This window comes from Ruegeria sp. BF7, from assembly GCF_056538605.1.
In genome coordinates this window covers 381811-401517 of sequence record NZ_JBQFTM010000002.1, presented here as the reverse complement: position 1 = coordinate 401517, position 19707 = coordinate 381811, and the positions used below count along the sequence as shown (strand labels likewise).

Here is a 19707-nt window from a genome sequence, read left to right as displayed (position 1 = left end):
TCCGCGACCTAATGCCGGCATTCGGTCAGTTAGGGTCGCCCAATGCGGAAGCTACCGTCAGGTGTGCCGGCAAAGCATCTGGGAACTACCGGATAGTCCTCGGTCAGGAAGTATGCGTATGTGCCCGATGGGTATTCAGGCGATGTCGTGAAGGCGCCATTGCATACATCCAGATTTCCGGTTCCCGATGCGTACACAAAATCCTCGTTGAAGGTGCCATCGTGTTTTCCATCTGGCGCCCGTCCGCCCGGACGATTGCCGTTTTTCAACCTGTAGGACGAAGTCATTTCAGTCACCTTCCCGTCCACTACCCCCGTCATCGCATAAATCGGGAATCCGTCCGCGGCGTATCCAATTAATGGAGAGTGACGAGCTGGAGTGTAATCCAGCAGCTCGATCAGTCCGGTTGGAACCCCGTGATAGTGGTACTTGCCGTTGGGCTGAACATGCGCGAAGTTCTCGTCAAGTCCCAGCGCGACCGCTCCACCCAGGGCGTTGTAAGACCAACCCGAACGTGGATCGCCATGCCAGAATTCAGCGGCGAGCGGGTCAAATACCACACCGTTCAAGGACACGCCAAAATTCCAGCCCAATTTCAACGGAGTTAAGGAACCCGTCGATTTGGGATTTGCAGGGATCTTCAGTTTGACCTTTTGTTCGGCTATCCGGTGCGGGTTGCCTCGGTTCGGGAACTGTCCAACAAGATGATCAGGAATCCCATTGGCCGAGACACGCGTCGAGTTGCGCCCTTCATCGATATCGACCTGACTGACCCCTGGGTCGTGAGTTGCAGCTTGCAGGGTCAGCGGCCTTGTTTCCGTCTCATCGTGGTAGCGAAACCTGTGCTGAGCGGTTGCGATGGCGGCGGCGGAAGTAATGGCGAAGGCAACGCTCCAAACGACGATGGTTTTGGTCATCATAATCCCCTTGTCGGATTAACTGTGAAGTTAAAACGAGTGGGCGGAGTGTTTCCGTCGGGAAGCCAGGACTAAAACACCGACTTAGCAAAAATGAAAACGCCCGGTTGAAGGACTAACCGGGCGTTTTGCTGCTGATATAGTCGTCGGTTTGACGTTAGTCCGCCGTCAGCAGTGGCGGTTTGTCGCCCGGAATGCGCGGCTGATCCGGGCCGAAGATTTCCAGGTTCAACTCGCCTTTCTTGACCGAGACACGGACCACACCGCCCTTGGCCAGCTTGCCGAACAGCAGTTCCTCGGCCAGGGGCTTCTTGATGTGCTCCTGGATCACGCGGCCCAGCGGACGCGCGCCCATTTTGTCGTCATAGCCCTTATCGGCCAGCCATTCGGCGGCCTTGGGCGTCAGGTCGATGGTTACGTTGCGGTCCAGCAGTTGCGCTTCAAGTTGCAGCACGAACTTCTCGACGACCTGCAGGATGACCTCTTTCGGCAGCGGTGCGAAGGAGATCACGGCATCCAAGCGGTTGCGGAATTCAGGTGTGAACATGCGCTCGATCGCGGCGGTGTCTTCACCTTCGCGACGATCGCGCCCGAAACCGATGGCGGCCTTGGCCTGTTCCTGCGCGCCCGCGTTCGAGGTCATGATCAGAACTACGTTGCGGAAATTCACTGTGCGGCCGTTGTGATCGGTCAACTCACCGTGGTCCATCACCTGCAACAGAATGTTGAACACATCCGGATGCGCTTTCTCGATCTCATCCAGCAACAATACGCAATGCGGATGCTGGTCGACGCCGTCAGTTAGCAGACCGCCCTGATCAAAACCGACATAGCCCGGAGGCGCACCGATCAGACGGGAAACTGCGTGTTTCTCCATGTACTCGGACATGTCGAAGCGCAGCAGTTCCACACCCAGCGTATCCGCCAACTGTTTCGCAACCTCGGTTTTACCCACACCGGTCGGACCGGCAAACAGATAGTTACCGATAGGCTTTTCAGGTTCCCGGAGACCGGCGCGGGCCAGTTTGATCGCACTGGACAGCGCCACGATGGCGTCATCCTGCCCGAACACGACACGCTTCAAGGATGCTTCGAGGTCTTTCAGAACCTCTGCATCGTCCTTGGTGACGTTCTTCGGTGGGATGCGGGCGATCTTGGCGACAACGGCCTCAATCTCTTTCACGCCAATGGTCTTGCGACGCTTGCTTTCCGCAACCAGATGCTGTGCGGCACCGGCCTCGTCGATCACGTCGATAGCCTTGTCAGGCAGTTTGCGGTCATTGATGTAACGCGCTGAGAGTTCAACGGCGGTCTTGATCGCGTCCGCGGTGTATTTGATCTCGTGATGTTCTTCGAAATAGGGTTTCAGACCGCGCAGGATTTTCACGCTGTCCTCGACCGAAGGCTCGTTCACGTCGATCTTCTGGAACCGGCGGCTAAGCGCGCGGTCTTTTTCGAAGTGCTGGCGGAACTCTTTGTATGTGGTCGAGCCCATGGTGCGCAGCTTGCCGCCTTGCAGTGCAGGTTTCAGCAGGTTGGACGCATCCATTGCGCCACCCGAGGTGGCGCCGGCGCCGATCACAGTGTGAATCTCGTCGATGAACAGCACCGCGTCGGGGTGATCTTCCAACTCGGTGACGACCGCCTTGAGTCGTTCTTCGAAATCACCGCGATAGCGGGTGCCCGCAAGCAGCGCGCCCATGTCCAGCGAAAAGATAGTGGTGTTGGCCAGCACATCGGGTGCCTCGCCCGCGACGATCTTGTGCGCCAATCCTTCGGCGATGGCGGTTTTGCCTACGCCCGGATCACCCACCAGCAGCGGGTTGTTCTTGCGGCGACGGCAGAGAACCTGAATGCAGCGTTCAACCTCATCGGCGCGGCCGATCAGCGGGTCTACATCGCCCGCCCGTGATTTGGCGTTCAGATCAATGCAGTATTTTCCAAGCGCGCTCTCTTTCTGGTCGCCTTCGCCTGCGGTGGACTGAACCTCTTCTTCGACCTGATCGGCGCCTGAAACCGAGCGGTTTTCGCCATACGCAGGGTCTTTGGCCACACCATGCGCGATGAAGTTGACCGCATCATAGCGGGTCATGTCCTGTTCCTGCAGGAAATAAGCTGCGTTGCTTTCGCGTTCGGCAAAGATAGCGACCAGGACGTTGGCGCCGGTCACTTCGGTTCGACCCGAGCTTTGAACGTGGATCGCGGCGCGTTGGATCACGCGTTGGAACGCGGCCGTTGGTACGGCTTCGGAGCCGTCGATATCTGTGACCAGATTGGACAGGTCTTCGTCAATGAATTCGACCAGAGTGCTGCGCAGTTCATCCAGATCGACGCTGCAGGCTTTCATGACGCGGATGGCATCAGGTTCCTCCAGCAGCGCCAGCAGCAGATGCTCCAGCGTTGCGAATTCATGTCGCCGCTCATTCGCAGCCGCCAGGGCCGCGTGAATGGCTTGTTCTAATGTGCTCGAGAATGAAGGCACGCGGGTGCTCCTCTGTCTTGGGTCGAAGGGGGGCGGCTATGGCCCCAATCCAACCATGTCCTCATACTATTAGAGTTTGGTTGATCGTGGCCCGGCTTCAAGGGTTTTCTTTCTCTTGACAGTCACATTTAACGTGACCGTGTCCGAGAAGAGAGCGAAATATGCACTAGAAGCGGTCTTTTCTAGCCCGGATTTCGGCAAAAACCTCAGCGGCGTCGGCATTTTCCATCCCCAAATGCGCCTGAATCGCCGGATCAGTGGCGCGCAGAAACGGGTTTGTGGCCTTTTCCAGCGCCAGAGTCGACGGAACAGTGGGTTGTCCTGCTGCGCGGGCAGCATCAATATCAGCTTTGCGTTGCTGCAGTGCGGCATTGTCCGGGTCGACGGTGACAGCGAATTTCGCGTTGGATTGAGTATATTCGTGACCAGAGCAAACGAGAGTGTCGCCGGGCAGGGTGGCCAGTTTGCTGAGGGACGCCCACATTTGCGGTGCAGTCCCCTCGAACAGGCGGCCGCAGCCAAGGGCCATCAGGCTGTCAGCGGTGAAAACCACAGAGCTTATCGGCATATGATAGGCTACATGCCCGATGGTGTGGCCGGAAACGTCCAGGACCTGAACCGGTTCGCCTCCGATCTCGAAAGTATCGCCGTCCGAGACCTGCTGGTCCAGCGGGGGCAGGCGATGGGCGTCGGCAGCTGCGCCAACAACCTTGGCTGGGTGGTTTTCCAGAATTGCGGGTAGACCATCCACGTGGTCGAAATGGTGGTGCGTCAGCAGCACATGGCTGAGCTTCCAGCCGCGCCTGTCCAATTCGCCCAGAATTGGGCCGGATTCGGGTGCGTCAATAAGGGCGGTCTGGCCACTGGCAGCGTCATGCGCCAGAAAAGCGTAGTTATCGCTGAGACATGGGATGGTGACGATCTCAAGAGGCATGGCCTTTTGCCCTTTCGTTGCTAGACTGCGCTCAGCTAAGCCGATTGACCGGGTGTCCGCAATGCATCTTGATGTGCAGGATTTGAGGAACTTCTACTACCGCAGCACATTGGGCCGGGCGGCGCAGGCGGCTATTCGGGGTCGGTTGACCGAGATATGGCCCGAAGCCAAGGGGCAGACTGTGGTGGGCTTCGGCTTCGCGGTGCCCTTGCTGCGCCCCTTTCTGGCCGACGCGCGGCGGGTAATCGGCCTGATGCCTGGGCCACAGGGAGTGATGCCGTGGCCCCCGGGGATGTCCAACGTATCAGTTCTGACCGAGGAAACCATGTGGCCGGTCGAAACCGGCCATGTGGACAAATTGGTGGTGATGCACGGCCTGGAGACTTCGAGCCGTCCCAGTGAACTGCTCGACGAATGCTGGCGCGTTCTGGGCCCGGGTGGGCGCGCTTTGTTCGTTGTGCCGAACCGGGCGGGGTTGTGGTCGCGGACGGACCGGACTCCGTTCGGATTCGGGCGACCATATTCGGCGTCGCAGCTCGAGAGCCAGTTGAAAGAGCACCATTTTCTTCCTGAAAGCCACTGTTCCGCCCTGTACATGCCGCCGTCCTTCCGCCGGTTCTGGCTGAAATCTGGAAGTCTGATCGAGAAAACCGGGCAGCGCTTGCCCACGGTCATGGCCGGTGGTGTTCTGATGGTTGAGGCGACCAAACATATCCGCCCGCCCAGCGGCAGCGTCACAAAGGACACTGAGCGGCGCCCCATCAAGGCACTGGATGGCTTGTTAAAGCCCGCGTGACCGCTCATCCGCCAAAAGAGCGGAAAAAACGCGGGAAAAAAGTCACAGGAATCGCAAAAACTTGCATATTCGTAACATTTTTCACCTGACCTTGGGGGTTCAAACCGTCGCACTTGGTGTAAGATGTTGAAAAGTAATGTTTTGTGGATAATTCCGTTACCGCTATAGTATATTGCTTGGTTGGTTCTGCTCTGCTACATCCCCGGTGATTTTGATCCCCGCCCTACATGGACGGGGTTTCCTCACGCCCCAAGGTAGCGGCCGCTACTCAAAATTGGGGCCTCAAATATCGGAAGGGTGGACGTGTCCGAACCAGCTTCGATTTCCACTGGCATCGCCGAGCGCTATGCCACCGCAATCTTTGAGATTGCGAAAGAGAACAATGACCTTGCAGGTCTGGAATCCGGCATCAATGATCTGGCTGCAGCCTTGGGCGAAAGCGCCGAATTGCGCGACCTGATCGCATCTCCGCTGGTTTCGCGTGCCGAACAAGAAGGCGCAATCACCGCAGTTGCCGACAAGATGGGTTTGCACGCCATCCTGCGCAACACGCTGGGTCTGATGGCGCAAAAGCGCCGCCTGTTTGTCGTTCCGCAACTGGTTCAAGTCCTACGCGAAATGCTGGCGGACGAGCGTGGCGAAGTGACCGCAGATGTTGCGTCGGCCAAGGCGCTGACCAAGACGCAAATGGAAAAACTGTCCAAGACGCTGTCCGAGCGTGTGGGCAAGACCGTGACAATCAATGCGACCGTTGATGAAAGCCTCATCGGCGGTCTTGTCGTTAAAGTGGGCTCGAAAATGATCGACAGTTCGATCCGTTCGAAGCTGAACTCCCTACAGAATGCAATGAAAGAGGTCGGATAAATGGGAATCCAAGCTGCAGAGATTTCTGCAATCCTGAAGGACCAGATCAAAAATTTTGGTCAGGAAGCCGAAGTGGCCGAGATCGGTCGCGTGCTGAGCGTCGGTGACGGGATTGCCCGTGTATACGGCCTGGACAACGTACAAGCCGGTGAGATGGTCGAATTCCCCGGCGGCATCATGGGCATGGCGTTGAACCTGGAAAGCGACAACGTCGGTGTCGTTATCTTCGGTTCGGACCGTGACATCAAAGAAGGTGACACTGTTAAGCGCACGAACTCGATCGTGGACGTTCCGATCGGTGACGAGCTGCTGGGCCGTGTTGTTGACGGTCTGGGTAACCCGCTGGACGGCAAGGGCCCGATCAACGCAACCAAGCGTGGCGTTGCAGACGTCAAAGCGCCCGGCATCATCCCGCGTAAATCGGTTCACGAACCGATGGCAACCGGCCTGAAATCGGTTGACGCGATGATCCCGATTGGCCGTGGCCAGCGGGAACTTATCATTGGCGACCGTCAGACCGGTAAAACTGCCGTTGCTCTGGACGCGATCCTGAACCAGAAAACATATAACGACGCAGCAGGCGACGACGAGTCGAAGAAACTGTACTGTGTCTACGTTGCGATTGGTCAAAAGCGTTCGACCGTTGCGCAGCTGGTGAAGAAACTGGAAGAATCCGGTGCGATCGACTACTCGATCGTTGTGGCCGCAACCGCGTCCGACCCGGCGCCGATGCAGTTCCTGGCACCTTACGCCGCAACTGCAATGGCCGAGTACTTCCGTGACAACGGCCGCCACGCGCTGATCATCTATGATGACCTGTCGAAACAGGCTGTGTCCTATCGTCAGATGTCGCTGCTGCTGCGCCGCCCGCCCGGACGTGAAGCCTATCCTGGTGACGTTTTCTACCTCCACTCCCGCCTGCTGGAGCGTTCGGCGAAGCTGAACGAGGACTTCGGAGCAGGCTCGCTGACTGCTCTGCCGGTTATCGAAACTCAGGGTGGAGACGTTTCGGCGTTTATTCCGACCAACGTGATTTCGATCACCGACGGTCAGATCTTCCTGGAAACCGAACTGTTCTATCAGGGCATCCGTCCTGCTGTGAACACCGGTCTGTCGGTTTCGCGTGTAGGCTCCTCGGCTCAGACCAACTCGATGAAGTCGGTTGCTGGTCCGGTTAAGCTGGAGCTGGCTCAGTATCGCGAAATGGCTGCGTTTGCGCAGTTCGGTTCTGACCTGGACGCCGCGACCCAGCAGCTGCTGAACCGTGGCGCACGTCTGACCGAGCTGATGAAACAGCCGCAGTACTCGCCGCTGACCAACGCTGAAATCGTTTGCGTCATCTTCGCCGGTACCAACGGTTACCTCGACAAGATCGACGTGTCCGATGTAGGCCGTTACGAAGCTGGCCTGCTGGCGCATCTGCGTGGCAAGCACGCGGATCTGCTTCAGTGGATCACGGACGAAGATCCCAAGATCAAGGGCGACGCTTCCGACAAGATCAAGGCTGCGATTGACGAATACGCCGCAACCTTCGCTTAAGGGAGAGGCGGGCATATGCCAAATCTTAAGGACCTTAAAAACAGGATCGAGTCGGTCAAATCGACCCGCAAGATCACCAAGGCCATGCAGATGGTCGCGGCTGCAAAACTGCGCCGCGCCCAGGAATCTGCCGAAGCCTCGCGTCCCTATGCCAAGCAGTTCAATGCTGTAATGGCGGGGTTGGCGGCGTCGGTCGGGGGCAGCGACAGCGCCCCCAAGCTGCTCCGGGGTACGGGCAGTGATGATGTCCACCTGCTGGTTGTCATGACAGCTGAGCGCGGCCTGTGTGGCGGCTTCAACTCGAGCATCGCCAAGCTGGCCCGTGTCAAAGCGGAAGAGCTGCGCCTGAAAGGCAAGACGGTCAAGGTTCTGACCGTCGGCAAAAAGGGTCGCGACGCGCTGAAGCGTGATCTTGGCGATCTGTTCGTTGGACACGTCGACCTGAGCGAGGTCAAGCGTCTGGGTTACACCAACGCGCAGGACATCGCGAAGGACGTTCTGTCCCGCTTTGACGGGGGTGAGTTCGATGTTGCCACGATCTTCTATTCGAAGTTCGTCAACGTTGTGACCCAGATCCCGACGGCACAGCAGGTCATCCCCGCCTCGTTCGAGGACACCGAGGGTGATGACAGTGGTGCCGTGTTCGACTACGAGCCCAGCGAAGAGGCCATTCTGGCCGACCTGTTGCCCAAGGGGGTTGCGACCGCGATCTTCTCGGCTCTGCTCGAAAACGGAGCGTCTGAACAGGGTGCGCGGATGTCCGCGATGGACAACGCGACACGCAACGCGGGTGAGATGATCGACAAGCTGACGATCCAGTTCAACCGCTCGCGTCAGGCCGTGATCACCAACGAGCTGATTGAAATTATTTCCGGCGCCGAAGCGCTGTAAGAAAACCGGAGACGAAACATGGCGAATGCAAAAGGCAAAGTCACACAGATCATCGGGGCCGTCGTCGACGTGCACTTCGAAGATCAGCTGCCTGAAATTCTGAACGCGCTGGAAACTACCAACAACGGCAAGCGCCTGGTGTTGGAAGTTGCTCAGCACCTGGGTGAAAACACCGTCCGCACCATCGCGATGGACGCGACCGAAGGTCTGGTCCGTGGCGAAGAAGTGTCGGACACCGGCGCACCGATCTCGGTTCCGGTTGGCAACGCCACCCTGGGCCGCATCCTGAACGTGGTTGGTGAGCCGATCGACGAAAAAGGCCCGGTCGAAGCGACCGAAGCCCGCGCAATCCACCAGCCTGCACCGAGCTTTGATGAACAGTCGACCGAGTCGGAAGTTCTGGTGACCGGCATTAAGGTTGTTGACCTGCTGGCCCCTTACGCCAAAGGCGGTAAGATCGGCCTGTTCGGCGGCGCCGGCGTTGGTAAAACCGTTCTGATCATGGAACTGATCAATAACATTGCAAAAGTGCACTCGGGCTTTTCGGTGTTCGCGGGTGTTGGCGAACGGACCCGTGAAGGGAACGACCTGTACCACGAGATGATCGAATCGAACGTTATCAAGCCGGACAACCTGTCGGAATCGCAGGTGGCCCTGGTTTACGGTCAGATGAACGAACCTCCGGGAGCGCGTGCACGAGTTGCTCTGACCGGTCTGACCCTGGCCGAGCAGTTCCGCGACCAGTCCGGTACCGACGTTCTGTTCTTCGTCGACAATATCTTCCGCTTCACGCAGGCGGGCTCCGAGGTTTCGGCTCTGCTGGGTCGTATTCCTTCGGCGGTGGGCTACCAGCCCACGCTGGCCACCGACATGGGCGCCCTGCAGGAACGCATCACTTCGACCAAGTCGGGCTCGATCACCTCGGTTCAAGCGATCTACGTGCCTGCGGACGACCTTACCGACCCCGCGCCGGCAACCTCGTTCGCCCACTTGGACGCGACCACCGTTCTTAACCGTGCGATCTCGGAAAAAGGTATCTACCCGGCCGTTGACCCGCTCGACTCGACCTCGCGTCTGCTCGACCCGGCCATCGTTGGTGAAGAGCACTATAAGGTTGCGACCGACGTTCAGCAGATCCTCCAGCGTTACAAGTCGCTGCAGGACATCATTGCCATCCTCGGCATGGACGAACTGTCGGAAGAGGACAAACTGACCGTGGCCCGTGCCCGTAAGATCGAACGCTTCCTGTCACAGCCGTTCGACGTGGCCGAGGTCTTCACCGGCTCGCCGGGCGTTCAGGTTCCGCTGGATGTCACCATCTCGTCGTTCAAGGCCGTTGTGGCTGGCGAATACGATCACCTGCCCGAAGCGGCCTTCCTGATGGTTGGCGGTATCGAAGAAGTGATCGCCAAAGCGGAAAAGATGGCCGCAGAAGCCGCCTAAGGAGTATCCCTGATGGCAAACACGATGCAATTCGACCTCGTCAGCCCCGAGCGGAGCCTAGCTTCGCTTGCGGCGACGGCGGTCCAGATTCCCGGCGCGGACGGGGACATGACGGCGATGCCCGATCATGCCCCCACCATCACTACCCTGCGCCCGGGCATCCTGAAGGTCGACTCACCCGAAGGCTCCAGCGAGTATCTGGTCACCGGCGGGTTTGCTCAGATCAACGGAGATAGCCTGTCGGTTCTGGCCGAAAAGGCCATTCCGGTGACCGAGGTGACCCGGTCGCAACTGGATGACCTGATCGCCGAGGCCCGCGCTTCGCACGAAGTGGCCAAGAACGGAGACGATCAGAGCATCGTCGACGACGCCGCCAAGCTGTTGGCCGACATGGAAGCCCTTGGAACGCATATGAGCCTGTAAGGCTCTGGCTTTTCTTGTGATTTAAAACGGCTCCGCCTGTGCGGGGCCGTTTTTTTTTGTCGTGATTTTCCCGGAGTCGCAGGATAGGTGTAGGGAATACAAAGACAAAGACATCAAAAATGAAGACTTTTCGAACCCACCCAATTGGTATCGACCAAGGCGAGGCAGTGCTGTTTTCTGATTTCGCTGACGGCGGCGATATGTGGACCGGAGAAGGCCCGCGCGAACGGCGTTCTGCCGTTACTTTCAGCCAACCATTCCGCTCTGCGCCAGTGGTTCAGATCGGTGTCTCGCTTTGGGATGTTGATACGTCCTCCGCGTTGCGAGCTGAGGTGACGGCTTCGGATATTACATCTGAAGGGTTTACTGCCATCTTTCGAACATGGTCTGACACTCGGATTGCGCGAATCCGGGTGAACTGGACTGCAATCGGAGAGATCGCACATGAGGATGACTGGGATATCTCGTGAATGATTGAACGCCTGAGTCTGGAAGTAGTTAGAAAAATATGCTGCGCACTTTTGGGGATGATCAGTGTAGTCTGGAAAACAACCAGTTCCATTCGTAAGGATTAGTACCACTCAGCATTATGGTGGAAATCGTTATGACGGCTCCAAGGACGCAATAGACCGGAACACGGCTCAAGGCATAACCACGCACGAAAAGTCCGATTAATCCTATCAGCAAGGACAGCAGAGGGAGACCAATCATAATCACGCCGGCCCCAAGGGAGTACTCGCGGGCACTCTCGGTATCCATTGAGTGGGCGATTTTGCCTGTAATAAGGTAAAATGTGGCAATGACGCCAAAGGTGAAGCCCACTATGGAACATATGGCCCGAGCCCTGTTTGACGCAATACGCTTTCGACGCCCGCCCGTTATGGAGGCGTCCGAGATCGCCTTGTTCCGCTGTTTGTTGCCAGCAGTAATGCCGCGGTACATTAGGATACAGCCAGCCACTAACGCGATTACCCCCACAACACCTAGCCCGGCTGCGGCACCGATCCCATAGCTTTGCTTTATAACCTCGTAACTTTCGTTTGCCTGTTTTATTGCTTGTTGGCCGACACTCAAAAACAGTATGCCGACAAGGACCTTCCAGTGATTTGGTCTGAGTGACGGAGCTTTTGTTTCTTTTTGCGAAAGGTCAGAGGTTGCTTGCAGGTTGTTGGCGTTGATGCGTTGAATGCGGTCTTGAAAGCTTGTGTTTGACATGGAGCGAGGTCTGAAACTCTATAAGTTTGTTTTTGCAGGATTTTTACCAAGGCAATGTGGTGAAAATTGGTCAGACGTCAGCGTAGTTGATGCGCCGAGGCCAAGAAAGGAGCCGCTGTAAAATGGGCGTGAGACGTCTGAACTTTGCTTATATTGTCAACATTCGTAGCGCTAAGGCACAGATCGCTCACAAGGTTGCGTCGCCAACATGCATTGACGTGTGCCAGACATGGTCCAACTAGAGCTCTGCAAGCGGGCGCCGCCAGGTTTGCGGTGGTCTGAAGTGGCCTGAAATGCTGCTCTAGGCCTCATTTCCCTCAATCATATCTACACGCGTCGCATGACGACCGCCTTCGAACTCGGCAGTCAGAAAGGCGTCGACGATGTCCAGAGCCTGACCTTCCCCCACCACACGCGCTCCGATCGACAGCATGTTTGCATTGTTGTGCTGACGGATCATTCGGGCAGAAAACGCGTCCGAGCAGACGCCGCAACGGATGCCTGGTACTTTGTTGGCTGCCATCATAATGCCCTGTCCGGTGCCGCACAGAACAATCCCCAGCTCGCAATCACCCGAGGCCACAGCCTGCGCTGCGGCTTTGCCGTGTTTGGGGTAATGCGTGCTTTCGGGAGTGGTTGGCCCGATATCCACCACGTCCCAGCCTTTCGCCGAGATATGGGTGGCGACGGCCTGGCGCAGGTCGATGGCTGCGTGGTCGCTTGAAAGAACGATGCGTTTTGAGGCTGTCACGGAAACGTCCTGCCCTGATTGGTTGTCGGGAATGCAATAGGGCGGCTGTTAGGCCGCCCGTTTCTGTCAGGCGATATTATGGTACATGGATTCGTAGATCGGTGTCAGGGTCTTGTCCTCGAACAGCGATGACACGCTGGTTCCGTTCCAAATGTTCAGGATCGCCTGGGTAAAGATCGGCGCGGTCGGGACAATACGGATGTTCTTGGCCTTGGTGACTTCTTTGGTAGGTTGGATCGTGTCGGTCAGCACCAGTGATTTCATCACTGAGTTCGTCACACGCTCGACCGCGGGGCCACTCATGACGCCGTGAGTTATGTAGGAGTGCACCTCCTTTGCGCCGTTGTCCAACAGCACCTGCGCCGCTTTGCAAAGCGTACCAGCTGTGTCGCACATGTCGTCCACGATCAGGCAGATCTTGTCTTTCACGTCACCGATCACGGTCATCTCGGCCACTTCACCAGCCTTTTCGCGGCGCTTGTCTACGATGGACAGGGGGGCGTTGATCCGCTTGGCAAGCTCGCGTGCGCGCGCCACGCCGCCCACGTCAGGCGAGACGACCATCAATTCATCCAGGTTGTTCTTGAACTGATGTTTCACGTCCAGCGCAAAAATCGGAGAGGCATAGAGGTTGTCGACCGGCATGTCGAAGAACCCCTGAATCTGGGCGGCGTGCAGGTCCATGGTCAGGATCCGCTCGATCCCGGCACCGGTCAGCATGTTTGCAACCAGCTTGGCACTGATCGGCGTGCGGGCCTTGGTGCGGCGGTCCTGACGGGCATAACCGAAATAGGGGATCACGGCGGTGATCCGCTGGGCCGAAGACCGGCGCAGCGCATCGGCGATGATCAGCAGCTCCATCAGATTGTCATTGGCCGGGTTCGAGGTCGGCTGGACAATAAACATATCCTCGCCGCGCACGTTTTCGAACACTTCGACGAAAATCTCGCCGTCGTTAAACCGCTCGACTCTCGCATCGACCAGACCCTGATCGACACCGCGATACAGGCTCATGCGGCGAGCAATGGATTCGGCAAGCGGAAGATTAGCGTTCCCAGCGATAAGCTTGGGTTCGTTGAGTGTCGGCATCGGCTGAGGTCCCCGGGCAGCAATGGCAAATGTGACAGATTCGTGATGTTGACACCGCTTAGCATGGCCTTACCGTCCAGCAAAGATAACCCAGCGGAGAAAGTGCACATGGCCCAGATTGACTACTTTTTTGCGACAATTTCGCCATTCACATATTTGGCAGGCGGGCGACTAGAGGAGGTCGCGGCCAAGCATGGGGCAACGATCAACTACAAACCGCTGGACATCATGGCGCTGTTCGGACGCACGGGTGGGACACCGCCGAAGGACCGGCATATCTCGCGCATCGAATACCGCAAGCAGGAGCTGCTGCGGCAATCGAAAGCTCTGGGCATGGATTTCAATCTGCAGCCCGCGCATTGGCCGACCAATATGGCGCCATCGTCTTATGCGGTAATTGCGGCGGTGAAGGATGGATCAGGGGATATGGGCAAGCTGGTCCAATCCTTCCTGCGCGCCTGCTGGGCCGAGGAGAAGGACATTTCACAAGATGACGTAATCCGCGATTGCCTGTCTCAGGCCGGGTTTGATCCGAGCCTTGCTGATAGTGGCCTGCTGGTGGGTGCGGAAACTTATGCCGCCAATCTGGAAGAGGCCGTGGATCGTGGCGTCTTTGGTGCTCCGTTCTATATCACTAAGGATGATCAGAGGTTCTGGGGTCAGGATAGGCTGGACGATCTGGATCGGCACCTGGCCGAGATGAAGGTGTGAAGGACCAGTTGCCGGTCCACGTCAGAACCTTGGGTCAGGGCGCACGAAAGGTGCTGGCCCTGCACTGCACCATTGCGCATTCCGGCGCGTGGTCCGGTCTGGCTGCGGCGCTTGCCGGTGAAGCGACCCTGGTTGCCCCCGACATGCTGTCACACGGCCGCAGCCCGGATTGGGACGGGCAGGGGGATTTTTTCGACCTCGCCACTGAATTGGCTGCTGCTCAACTGACCGAACCGATGGACGTGATCGGCCATTCCTTCGGCGGTATGATCGCGCTGCGTCTTGCGGTCGAGCATCCCGACCTGGTCCGCAGCGCTGTGTTGATCGAGCCCGTGTTCTTTGCTGTCGCGAAACAGGATGCGCCCGAGTTGGTGGCGAAACATGACCACGAAGCGCAGCCCTATACGGATGCTCTGGCCGCCGGAGACATGGCGCTGGCCGCGCGCCTGTTCAACCGGATGTGGAGCACCGATGACAGCCCCCGCTGGCCAGACCTGCCCGAGCGCACGCGCGCGGCGATGGTGCGGGGCGTGCACGTTGTTCCTGCGGTGGAAGACGTATTGTTTCAGGATCGGAGCGGGTTTTTGAACTCCGGCGTTCTGGACTGCGCGACCATGCCGGTGCAGATTCTCAGCGGGTCAAGGACGCACCCGGTGATGCCTGCGATCGGCAAGGGGCTGCAGCAGCGGCTGCCCAACGCATCCTACGCCATGGTCGAGGGCGCAGGGCATATGCTGCCGATTACACATCCGCAAGATACGGCGGGATTGGTGCAGAAGTTCTGGCAGGATGCCCGCGACCGTTAAAGCAGGGAAAGAAACCGGTCGATATCCTCGGCGCTGATCGACCAGTCGCAGACCAAGCGGCAGGCGAGGGTTTCCTCGTCATCGGCCCCGTCCAGTTCCGCTCCCCACAGGTGATAGACGGCACCTGCTTCGTGCAGCTGTTTGTGCCGCCCCCGCGAGAACTGCGCGAAGATCATGTTCGCCTGCGGCTCGTGCAGGAACGAGGCCCCTTTGATCCGCAAGCCCTCGGCCAGTCGGGTGCAATTGGCATTGGCCTGACGTGCCAGTTTCAGCCACAGATCATCCTGCAGATAGGCCGCCATCTGCGCCGACAGATAGCGGTGTTTGGAAAACAGATGTGCCCCGCGTTTGCGGCGCAACTCGAATTCCCAGGCTTTGGATTCGTCGAAAAAGACAACCGCCTCGACCCCCATCAGCCCGTTCTTTGTGCCGCCAAAACTGACCGCGTCCACGCCTGCTTTCCACGTCATCTCGGCCGGAGAGCAATTCAGCGCCACTAGCGCATTGGTGAACCGCGCACCGTCCAGATGCACCGGCAGGCCGTACTCATTGGCCACGGCACACAACGCCTGCAATTCGGCCAGTGAATAGACCGAGCCACGCTCTGTCACCTGCGTGATCGAAACAGGCCCGCGTTGCGGGCCGTGCACGCCGCGTGTTTCCTCGGCCAGAATCGCGCCGCGCAGCGCCTCGGGATTCATCTTGTCACCGCCCGGTACCAGGGTCAGCTTGGCTCCGCTGTAGAATTCCGGTGCGTTGCACTCGTCTTCGTGGATATGCGCCACTGGCGAGCAGAAGACGGTATCCCAAGGGTTTGCCAAAGTCGCCAGCGCCAGCGAATTCGCCGCCGTGCCGGTGGCTACCAGATACACCGCTGCACCGGGCGCTTCAAAGATGCCGCGAATGCGATCCCGCACCGCGTTCATCAGCGTGTCGGCACCATAGGCCATCTGATAACCCTCATTGGCTGCATTCAATGCGGCCATAACCTGCGGGTGAACCGGCCCGGAATTGTCAGAGGCGAAATACATCAGCTGGGCTCCTCGATGATATAATCTTCCCACTCTTCAAGCGGTGTTTCGAACTCGGATACCGTGCGACCCCGGACCGACATTCCGGCGGCGTGCACGCTGTCCGGCGTACCAGATATCAACGGGTGCCAGTCGTAAAGAGGTTTCTCCTCCCACAGCAGCCGGTAGGCGCAGGTCTGCGGCAGCCAATAGGCGTGGTCGTCGATATTGTCAGGCTTCATCACGATACATTCCGGCACGAACTGGTGGCGGATGTCGTATTGGGTGCATCGGCAGCTCTCGTCATCCAGCAGGCGGCAGGCGACGCAGGTCAGCGCGACCTCGCCGGTATCCTCGTCCTCCAACTTGTTCAGGCAGCACTTGCCGCAGCCGTCGCACAGCGCTTCCCATTCGCGCTGGTTCATCTTGGACAGCGGTTTACGTTCCCAGAAGCGCGGGCTCAGACCATTGCGATCAATGGGATCGGTGGTCATAGCGCCGTCAGAATGCTGCGGGCCTTATCGCAATCAGCACCCATTTGAGTGATGAGGCCGTTCAGCCCGTCGAATTTCATCTCTGGCCGCAAGTATTCAACCAGCCCGACTGACAGGGTAGCCCCGTAGAGGTCACCCGAGAAATCGAACAGGAATGTTTCGATATTGGGGACTTCGCCCTGAAACATCGGACGTGTGCCAACCGAGGCCGCGCCATGATAGCTGCCCTGATGGGGGCCGCCCAACACATCGACCAGCACTGCGTAGACGCCGAATTTCGGCGGGTGTAGCCCCTCGATGGACATGTTCGCGGTGGGAAAACCCAGTTCGCGGCCCCGCTGTTCGCCACCGATCACCTCGCCCTCGATCCGGTGCCAATGGCCCAGCATGGCGGCGGCATTCCAGGGGCGGCCTTCGGACAGGGCGGTGCGGATCGCCGTGGACGATACCACGTTTTCGGATCGCTCCATCAGCGGGGCAATGGTGACACCGAACTCCATTTCCTGCCCAAAGCGGGCCATGTCATCCGCCGTACCGCTGCGGCCTTTGCCGAAACAGAAATCGGCCCCCACGACCACATGCGACAGGCCCAGCCCGTCGCAGATCACGTTGCGCGCGAATTCTTCCGGAGTCAGCCCGGCCAAGGCGGCATTGAAGGGCAATTCGTACAGTTTCCGCACCCCCAGCTTTTCCAGCCTGTGCGCGCGGGCGTTGCCGCGCATCAGGCGAAAAGGGGGCGCGTCGGGTGCAAAATACTCGCGCGGGTGGGGTTCGAACGTCAGCACTCCCAAAGGGGCGTCCGGGGCGGCATTGCGCGCCAATTCGATCACCGACTGATGCCCGACATGCACGCCGTCAAAATTCCCGATCGCCACACTGGCACCGCGGTCCTGAGGCTCGATAAACTGAAAATCACGGATGATGCGCATAGGCGAGTGCGTAGCGTTGCGAGTCCATTTGTTCAAGCCGCAGTTTGGATTTGGAAGGCGCTACCCCGAGAAATAGCCCGGAACTGAGCTATAGGCGGCAAGACGCAAGAGGTTTCCCTAAGTATACCGGGCTGCGTACCTACAACTTCTTGATTTAAAAAAAATCCTGAGTGTAGACTGAATGCCCGGTCCACAGAATTTTCTGTGAACGGGATCGAGGCCCGGCCAGGTTCTGGATGAGCCCAGCACAGGAGGCAGAACCATGTATCGGTTGCGACTTTTCGCGATTCGCCATGCCCGCACGTTCGAGTGGATTTACAAATGTGTCGAACGCGGCATGGTCGCGATGGACCCGCTATTTTCAAAAATCGGCTATAACCGCGTCGAACGCCCAATTGCATTGGTCGAGAAGGGTGTGAAAACCCTTTTGTTTGACTGCAAGATGTGCGGGCAATGCGTGTTGTCATCCACTGGCATGTCCTGCCCGATGAATTGCCCAAAACAGCTGCGCAATGGTCCTTGTGGGGGGGTGCGCCCCGGCGAGTTCTGTGAGGTAAAACCCGAAATGAAATGCGTCTGGGCGTTGGCTTGGGATGGGTCGAGTCGTATGCGTCACGGAGGAGACAAGATAAAAGAAGTCCTTCCACCGGTGGAGCATACGTTGCGGGGATCGTCATCCTGGTTGCGAGTTAGCCGGGAAATCGCGACTCAGGAACGCGAAGCCCGTGACGCCGCGCGGGTGACCCTGGCGCAGGCGTTCCCGGAAGCGCGCGAAAATGAGCCCTCTGCGGCACCGTTGGCCGCCGAACCACCCAATGCGGTGAACCGGGAGCTTAGGAAATGATCGATGCACATCGCAATGAGGTCGAGCCAATCGGATATGTTCCGGTCCCCAATGGGTATGTGTCGCACAGCCGGCTGGAAAAGGTTTTGCGCTCGGGCCGTTTTGCAGTGACGGCAGAGTTGAATCCGCCCGATAGTGCCGATCCCGAGGATGTTTTTCAGGCCGCTCAGCCGCTTGGCGAAGTAGCTGACGCGATCAATGCAACCGATGCTTCGGGTGCCAATTGCCACATGTCTTCAATTGGAATCTGCGCATTGCTGACGCGTGCGGGGTACTCTCCGGTCTATCAGATTTCCTGCAGGGACCGGAACCGGATCGCCATTCAGGGCGATGTTTTAGGAGCCGCTGCATTGGGGGTAAGCAACGTGCTTTGTCTGACCGGTGACGGTGTCGGCGTCGGAGATCAGCCGGGTGCAAAACCGGTCTTCGATTTTGACTCTCTGACCTTATTGCGCACAATCCGCACCATGCGCGATCAGGGAAAGTTTCTCTCTGGCCGCAAAATCACACGCCCCCCTCAACTATTTCTGGGAGCGGCGGAAAATCCTTGCATACCTCCCTTTGACTGGCGTCCGGATCGTTTGGCAAAGAAGGTAGACGCCGGGGCTGAGTACATTCAGACCAACTACATCTACGATATTCCGCTATTTGAGAGGTTCATGGCGCGGGTTCGGGATGCAGGGCTGGACAAGAAAGTTTTCATAATTGCCGGCGTCGGACCCATCGCATCGGCGCGCGCGGCACGCTGGATGCGCAGCAATGTGCCCGGCATCCATATCCCGGATCAGGTCATCGAGCGGATGGAAAAGGCTGAGAAGCCTGGTGATGAGGGGAAAAAGATCTGCATCGAACTAATCCAGCAAATCCGGGATATTGCCGGGGTTTCAGGGGTCCATGTGATGGCCTACAGGCGCGAACACGTGGTGTCAGAGATCATTCTGGAATCCGGTGCATTGAAGGGGCGCAAGCGAGCCCGCCAATCCTGACGACTTTGCGCGCTTCGACGCATGAACCTAATGACAAAAAAGGCGCCTGTTGGGCGCCTTTTACATGTTATGGTGCCGCAATCAGTCGAACTTACGTGACGGGGCCAGCACCATGGCTTCGCCGATCAGAACTTTCTTGCCGTCGACCGAGCAGTGGCAATCCAGTTTGACACGACGCTTGGAAAAGTCGATGTCGATCACTTTGACCTCGGCGTAGACCATGTCGCCGGGGCGGACAGGGGCCAGGAATTTCAGCGACTGGCCCATGTACACTGTGCCATGTCCGGGCAGCTGTTCCCCAATCACGGCCGAGATCAGACCAGCGGTCAGCATCCCGTGCGCGATGCGGCCCTCAAAGATCGTGTCGCGGGCGTAATCGTCATCCAGATGCACCGGATTCCGGTCAGTGGAAACCTGCGCGAACATCTCGATGTCTTCGTCCGTCACTACTTTGCGCAAGTGACGGGTCATGCCCATTTCGATGTCTTCGATACAGATCGTGCCGCGCGGAAGATTGTCCAACATGTCGCCCTCACTTGATTCTTCAGGGCAACAAAACAACTAAAGTCACCCCAGTTCGGCA

At 58.1% G+C, this 19707-nt stretch carries 21 protein-coding genes; 11 read left to right on the top strand and 10 right to left on the bottom strand.

Annotation, left to right across the window (positions count from 1 at the left end; genetic code table 11):
• Positions 1–29 precede the first annotated feature (29 nt).
• The 3 genes from ACR0IK_RS07910 to gloB all read right to left on the bottom strand — a co-directional run bounded on the left by ACR0IK_RS07910 (position 30) and on the right by gloB (position 4333).
• Positions 30–917 carry a YHYH protein gene (locus ACR0IK_RS07910; protein WP_480641057.1) on the bottom strand — a complete coding sequence of 296 codons (888 nt, stop codon included), beginning with the start codon at positions 915–917 and terminating at the stop codon, positions 30–32.
• A gap of 157 nt (positions 918–1074) precedes the next feature.
• A complete protein-coding gene (clpA, locus tag ACR0IK_RS07905; protein WP_480590311.1) occupies positions 1075–3399 on the bottom strand; it encodes an ATP-dependent Clp protease ATP-binding subunit ClpA in 2325 nt (774 codons plus the stop codon).
• A 166-nt stretch (positions 3400–3565) separates the two neighbouring features.
• Positions 3566–4333 carry a hydroxyacylglutathione hydrolase gene (gloB, locus tag ACR0IK_RS07900; protein ID WP_480641056.1) on the bottom strand — a complete coding sequence of 256 codons (768 nt, stop codon included), beginning with the start codon at positions 4331–4333 and terminating at the stop codon, positions 3566–3568.
• Between the two features lie 61 nt (positions 4334–4394).
• On the opposite strand from gloB, the gene ACR0IK_RS07895 reads away from it, so the two are divergent.
• The 7 genes from ACR0IK_RS07895 to ACR0IK_RS07865 all read left to right on the top strand — a co-directional run bounded on the left by ACR0IK_RS07895 (position 4395) and on the right by ACR0IK_RS07865 (position 10759).
• Complete coding sequence (locus tag ACR0IK_RS07895; RefSeq protein ID WP_480590306.1) at positions 4395–5129, top strand: methyltransferase domain-containing protein; 735 nt, start codon at positions 4395–4397, stop codon at positions 5127–5129.
• 303 nt (positions 5130–5432) lie between these two features.
• On the top strand, positions 5433–5993 hold the full coding sequence (locus ACR0IK_RS07890) for a F0F1 ATP synthase subunit delta (protein WP_480590304.1): 561 nt from the start codon (positions 5433–5435) through the stop codon (positions 5991–5993).
• The gene (atpA, locus tag ACR0IK_RS07885) at positions 5994–7532 is read left to right on the top strand and encodes a F0F1 ATP synthase subunit alpha (protein ID WP_480590301.1); all 1539 of its coding nucleotides are present in this window, start codon (positions 5994–5996) and stop codon (positions 7530–7532) included. It begins immediately after the preceding gene.
• Between the two features lie 15 nt (positions 7533–7547).
• Complete coding sequence (locus ACR0IK_RS07880; protein ID WP_480641055.1) at positions 7548–8423, top strand: F0F1 ATP synthase subunit gamma; 876 nt, start codon at positions 7548–7550, stop codon at positions 8421–8423.
• An 18-nt stretch (positions 8424–8441) separates the two neighbouring features.
• Complete coding sequence (gene atpD / locus ACR0IK_RS07875; RefSeq protein WP_480590297.1) at positions 8442–9866, top strand: F0F1 ATP synthase subunit beta; 1425 nt, start codon at positions 8442–8444, stop codon at positions 9864–9866.
• A 12-nt stretch (positions 9867–9878) separates the two neighbouring features.
• Positions 9879–10289 carry a F0F1 ATP synthase subunit epsilon gene (locus ACR0IK_RS07870; protein WP_480590295.1) on the top strand — a complete coding sequence of 137 codons (411 nt, stop codon included), beginning with the start codon at positions 9879–9881 and terminating at the stop codon, positions 10287–10289.
• 119 nt (positions 10290–10408) lie between these two features.
• A complete protein-coding gene (locus ACR0IK_RS07865; protein ID WP_480590293.1) occupies positions 10409–10759 on the top strand; it encodes an H-type lectin domain-containing protein in 351 nt (116 codons plus the stop codon).
• 61 nt (positions 10760–10820) lie between these two features.
• Here the strand turns inward: ACR0IK_RS07865 and ACR0IK_RS07860 are convergent, their stop codons facing one another.
• The 3 genes from ACR0IK_RS07860 to ACR0IK_RS07850 all read right to left on the bottom strand — a co-directional run bounded on the left by ACR0IK_RS07860 (position 10821) and on the right by ACR0IK_RS07850 (position 13344).
• Positions 10821–11504: a hypothetical protein gene (locus tag ACR0IK_RS07860; RefSeq protein WP_480641054.1), complete on the bottom strand. Its 684-nt coding sequence runs from the start codon at positions 11502–11504 to the stop codon at positions 10821–10823.
• A 301-nt stretch (positions 11505–11805) separates the two neighbouring features.
• Entirely contained in the window at positions 11806–12255 is a 450-nt protein-coding gene (gene rpiB / locus ACR0IK_RS07855; protein ID WP_480590289.1) for a ribose 5-phosphate isomerase B, read from the bottom strand.
• Positions 12256–12321: 66 nt separating this feature from the next.
• A complete protein-coding gene (locus ACR0IK_RS07850; protein ID WP_480590287.1) occupies positions 12322–13344 on the bottom strand; it encodes a ribose-phosphate pyrophosphokinase in 1023 nt (340 codons plus the stop codon).
• 108 nt (positions 13345–13452) lie between these two features.
• Between ACR0IK_RS07850 and ACR0IK_RS07845 the strand changes: the two genes are divergently transcribed.
• Together ACR0IK_RS07845 and ACR0IK_RS07840 are read left to right on the top strand one after the other, a co-directional pair.
• Positions 13453–14055 (top strand): DsbA family protein, encoded by a 603-nt coding sequence (locus tag ACR0IK_RS07845; protein ID WP_480590285.1) that lies wholly within the window; start codon positions 13453–13455, stop codon positions 14053–14055.
• Positions 14052–14861 (top strand): alpha/beta fold hydrolase, encoded by an 810-nt coding sequence (locus ACR0IK_RS07840; RefSeq protein ID WP_480641053.1) that lies wholly within the window; start codon positions 14052–14054, stop codon positions 14859–14861. Before ACR0IK_RS07845 ends, ACR0IK_RS07840 begins: the two co-directional genes overlap by 4 nt.
• On the opposite strand, the gene ACR0IK_RS07835 is transcribed toward ACR0IK_RS07840, so the two are convergent.
• The 3 genes from ACR0IK_RS07835 to ACR0IK_RS07825 are packed head-to-tail and all read right to left on the bottom strand — an operon-like array spanning position 14858 to position 17294.
• The gene (locus tag ACR0IK_RS07835; protein ID WP_480641052.1) at positions 14858–15892 is read right to left on the bottom strand and encodes a threonine aldolase family protein; all 1035 of its coding nucleotides are present in this window, start codon (positions 15890–15892) and stop codon (positions 14858–14860) included. The two genes, ACR0IK_RS07840 and ACR0IK_RS07835, sit on opposite strands and share 4 nt — an antisense overlap.
• Positions 15892–16365 (bottom strand): YcgN family cysteine cluster protein, encoded by a 474-nt coding sequence (locus ACR0IK_RS07830; RefSeq protein ID WP_480641050.1) that lies wholly within the window; start codon positions 16363–16365, stop codon positions 15892–15894. Before ACR0IK_RS07830 ends, ACR0IK_RS07835 begins: the two co-directional genes overlap by 1 nt.
• Complete coding sequence (locus ACR0IK_RS07825) at positions 16362–17294, bottom strand: bifunctional riboflavin kinase/FAD synthetase (RefSeq protein WP_480641049.1); 933 nt, start codon at positions 17292–17294, stop codon at positions 16362–16364. Before ACR0IK_RS07825 ends, ACR0IK_RS07830 begins: the two co-directional genes overlap by 4 nt.
• 262 nt (positions 17295–17556) lie before the next feature.
• Between ACR0IK_RS07825 and ACR0IK_RS07820 the strand changes: the two genes are divergently transcribed.
• Together ACR0IK_RS07820 and ACR0IK_RS07815 are read left to right on the top strand one after the other, a co-directional pair.
• A complete protein-coding gene (locus ACR0IK_RS07820; RefSeq protein ID WP_480641048.1) occupies positions 17557–18138 on the top strand; it encodes a methylenetetrahydrofolate reductase C-terminal domain-containing protein in 582 nt (193 codons plus the stop codon).
• Positions 18135–19124: a methylenetetrahydrofolate reductase gene (locus ACR0IK_RS07815; RefSeq protein WP_480590274.1), complete on the top strand. Its 990-nt coding sequence runs from the start codon at positions 18135–18137 to the stop codon at positions 19122–19124. Before ACR0IK_RS07820 ends, ACR0IK_RS07815 begins: the two co-directional genes overlap by 4 nt.
• 81 nt (positions 19125–19205) lie before the next feature.
• Here the strand turns inward: ACR0IK_RS07815 and ACR0IK_RS07810 are convergent, their stop codons facing one another.
• Positions 19206–19649, bottom strand: a complete 444-nt coding sequence (locus ACR0IK_RS07810; protein WP_170325944.1) for a MaoC family dehydratase — start codon at positions 19647–19649, stop codon at positions 19206–19208.
• Between the last annotated feature and the right edge of the window lie 58 nt (positions 19650–19707).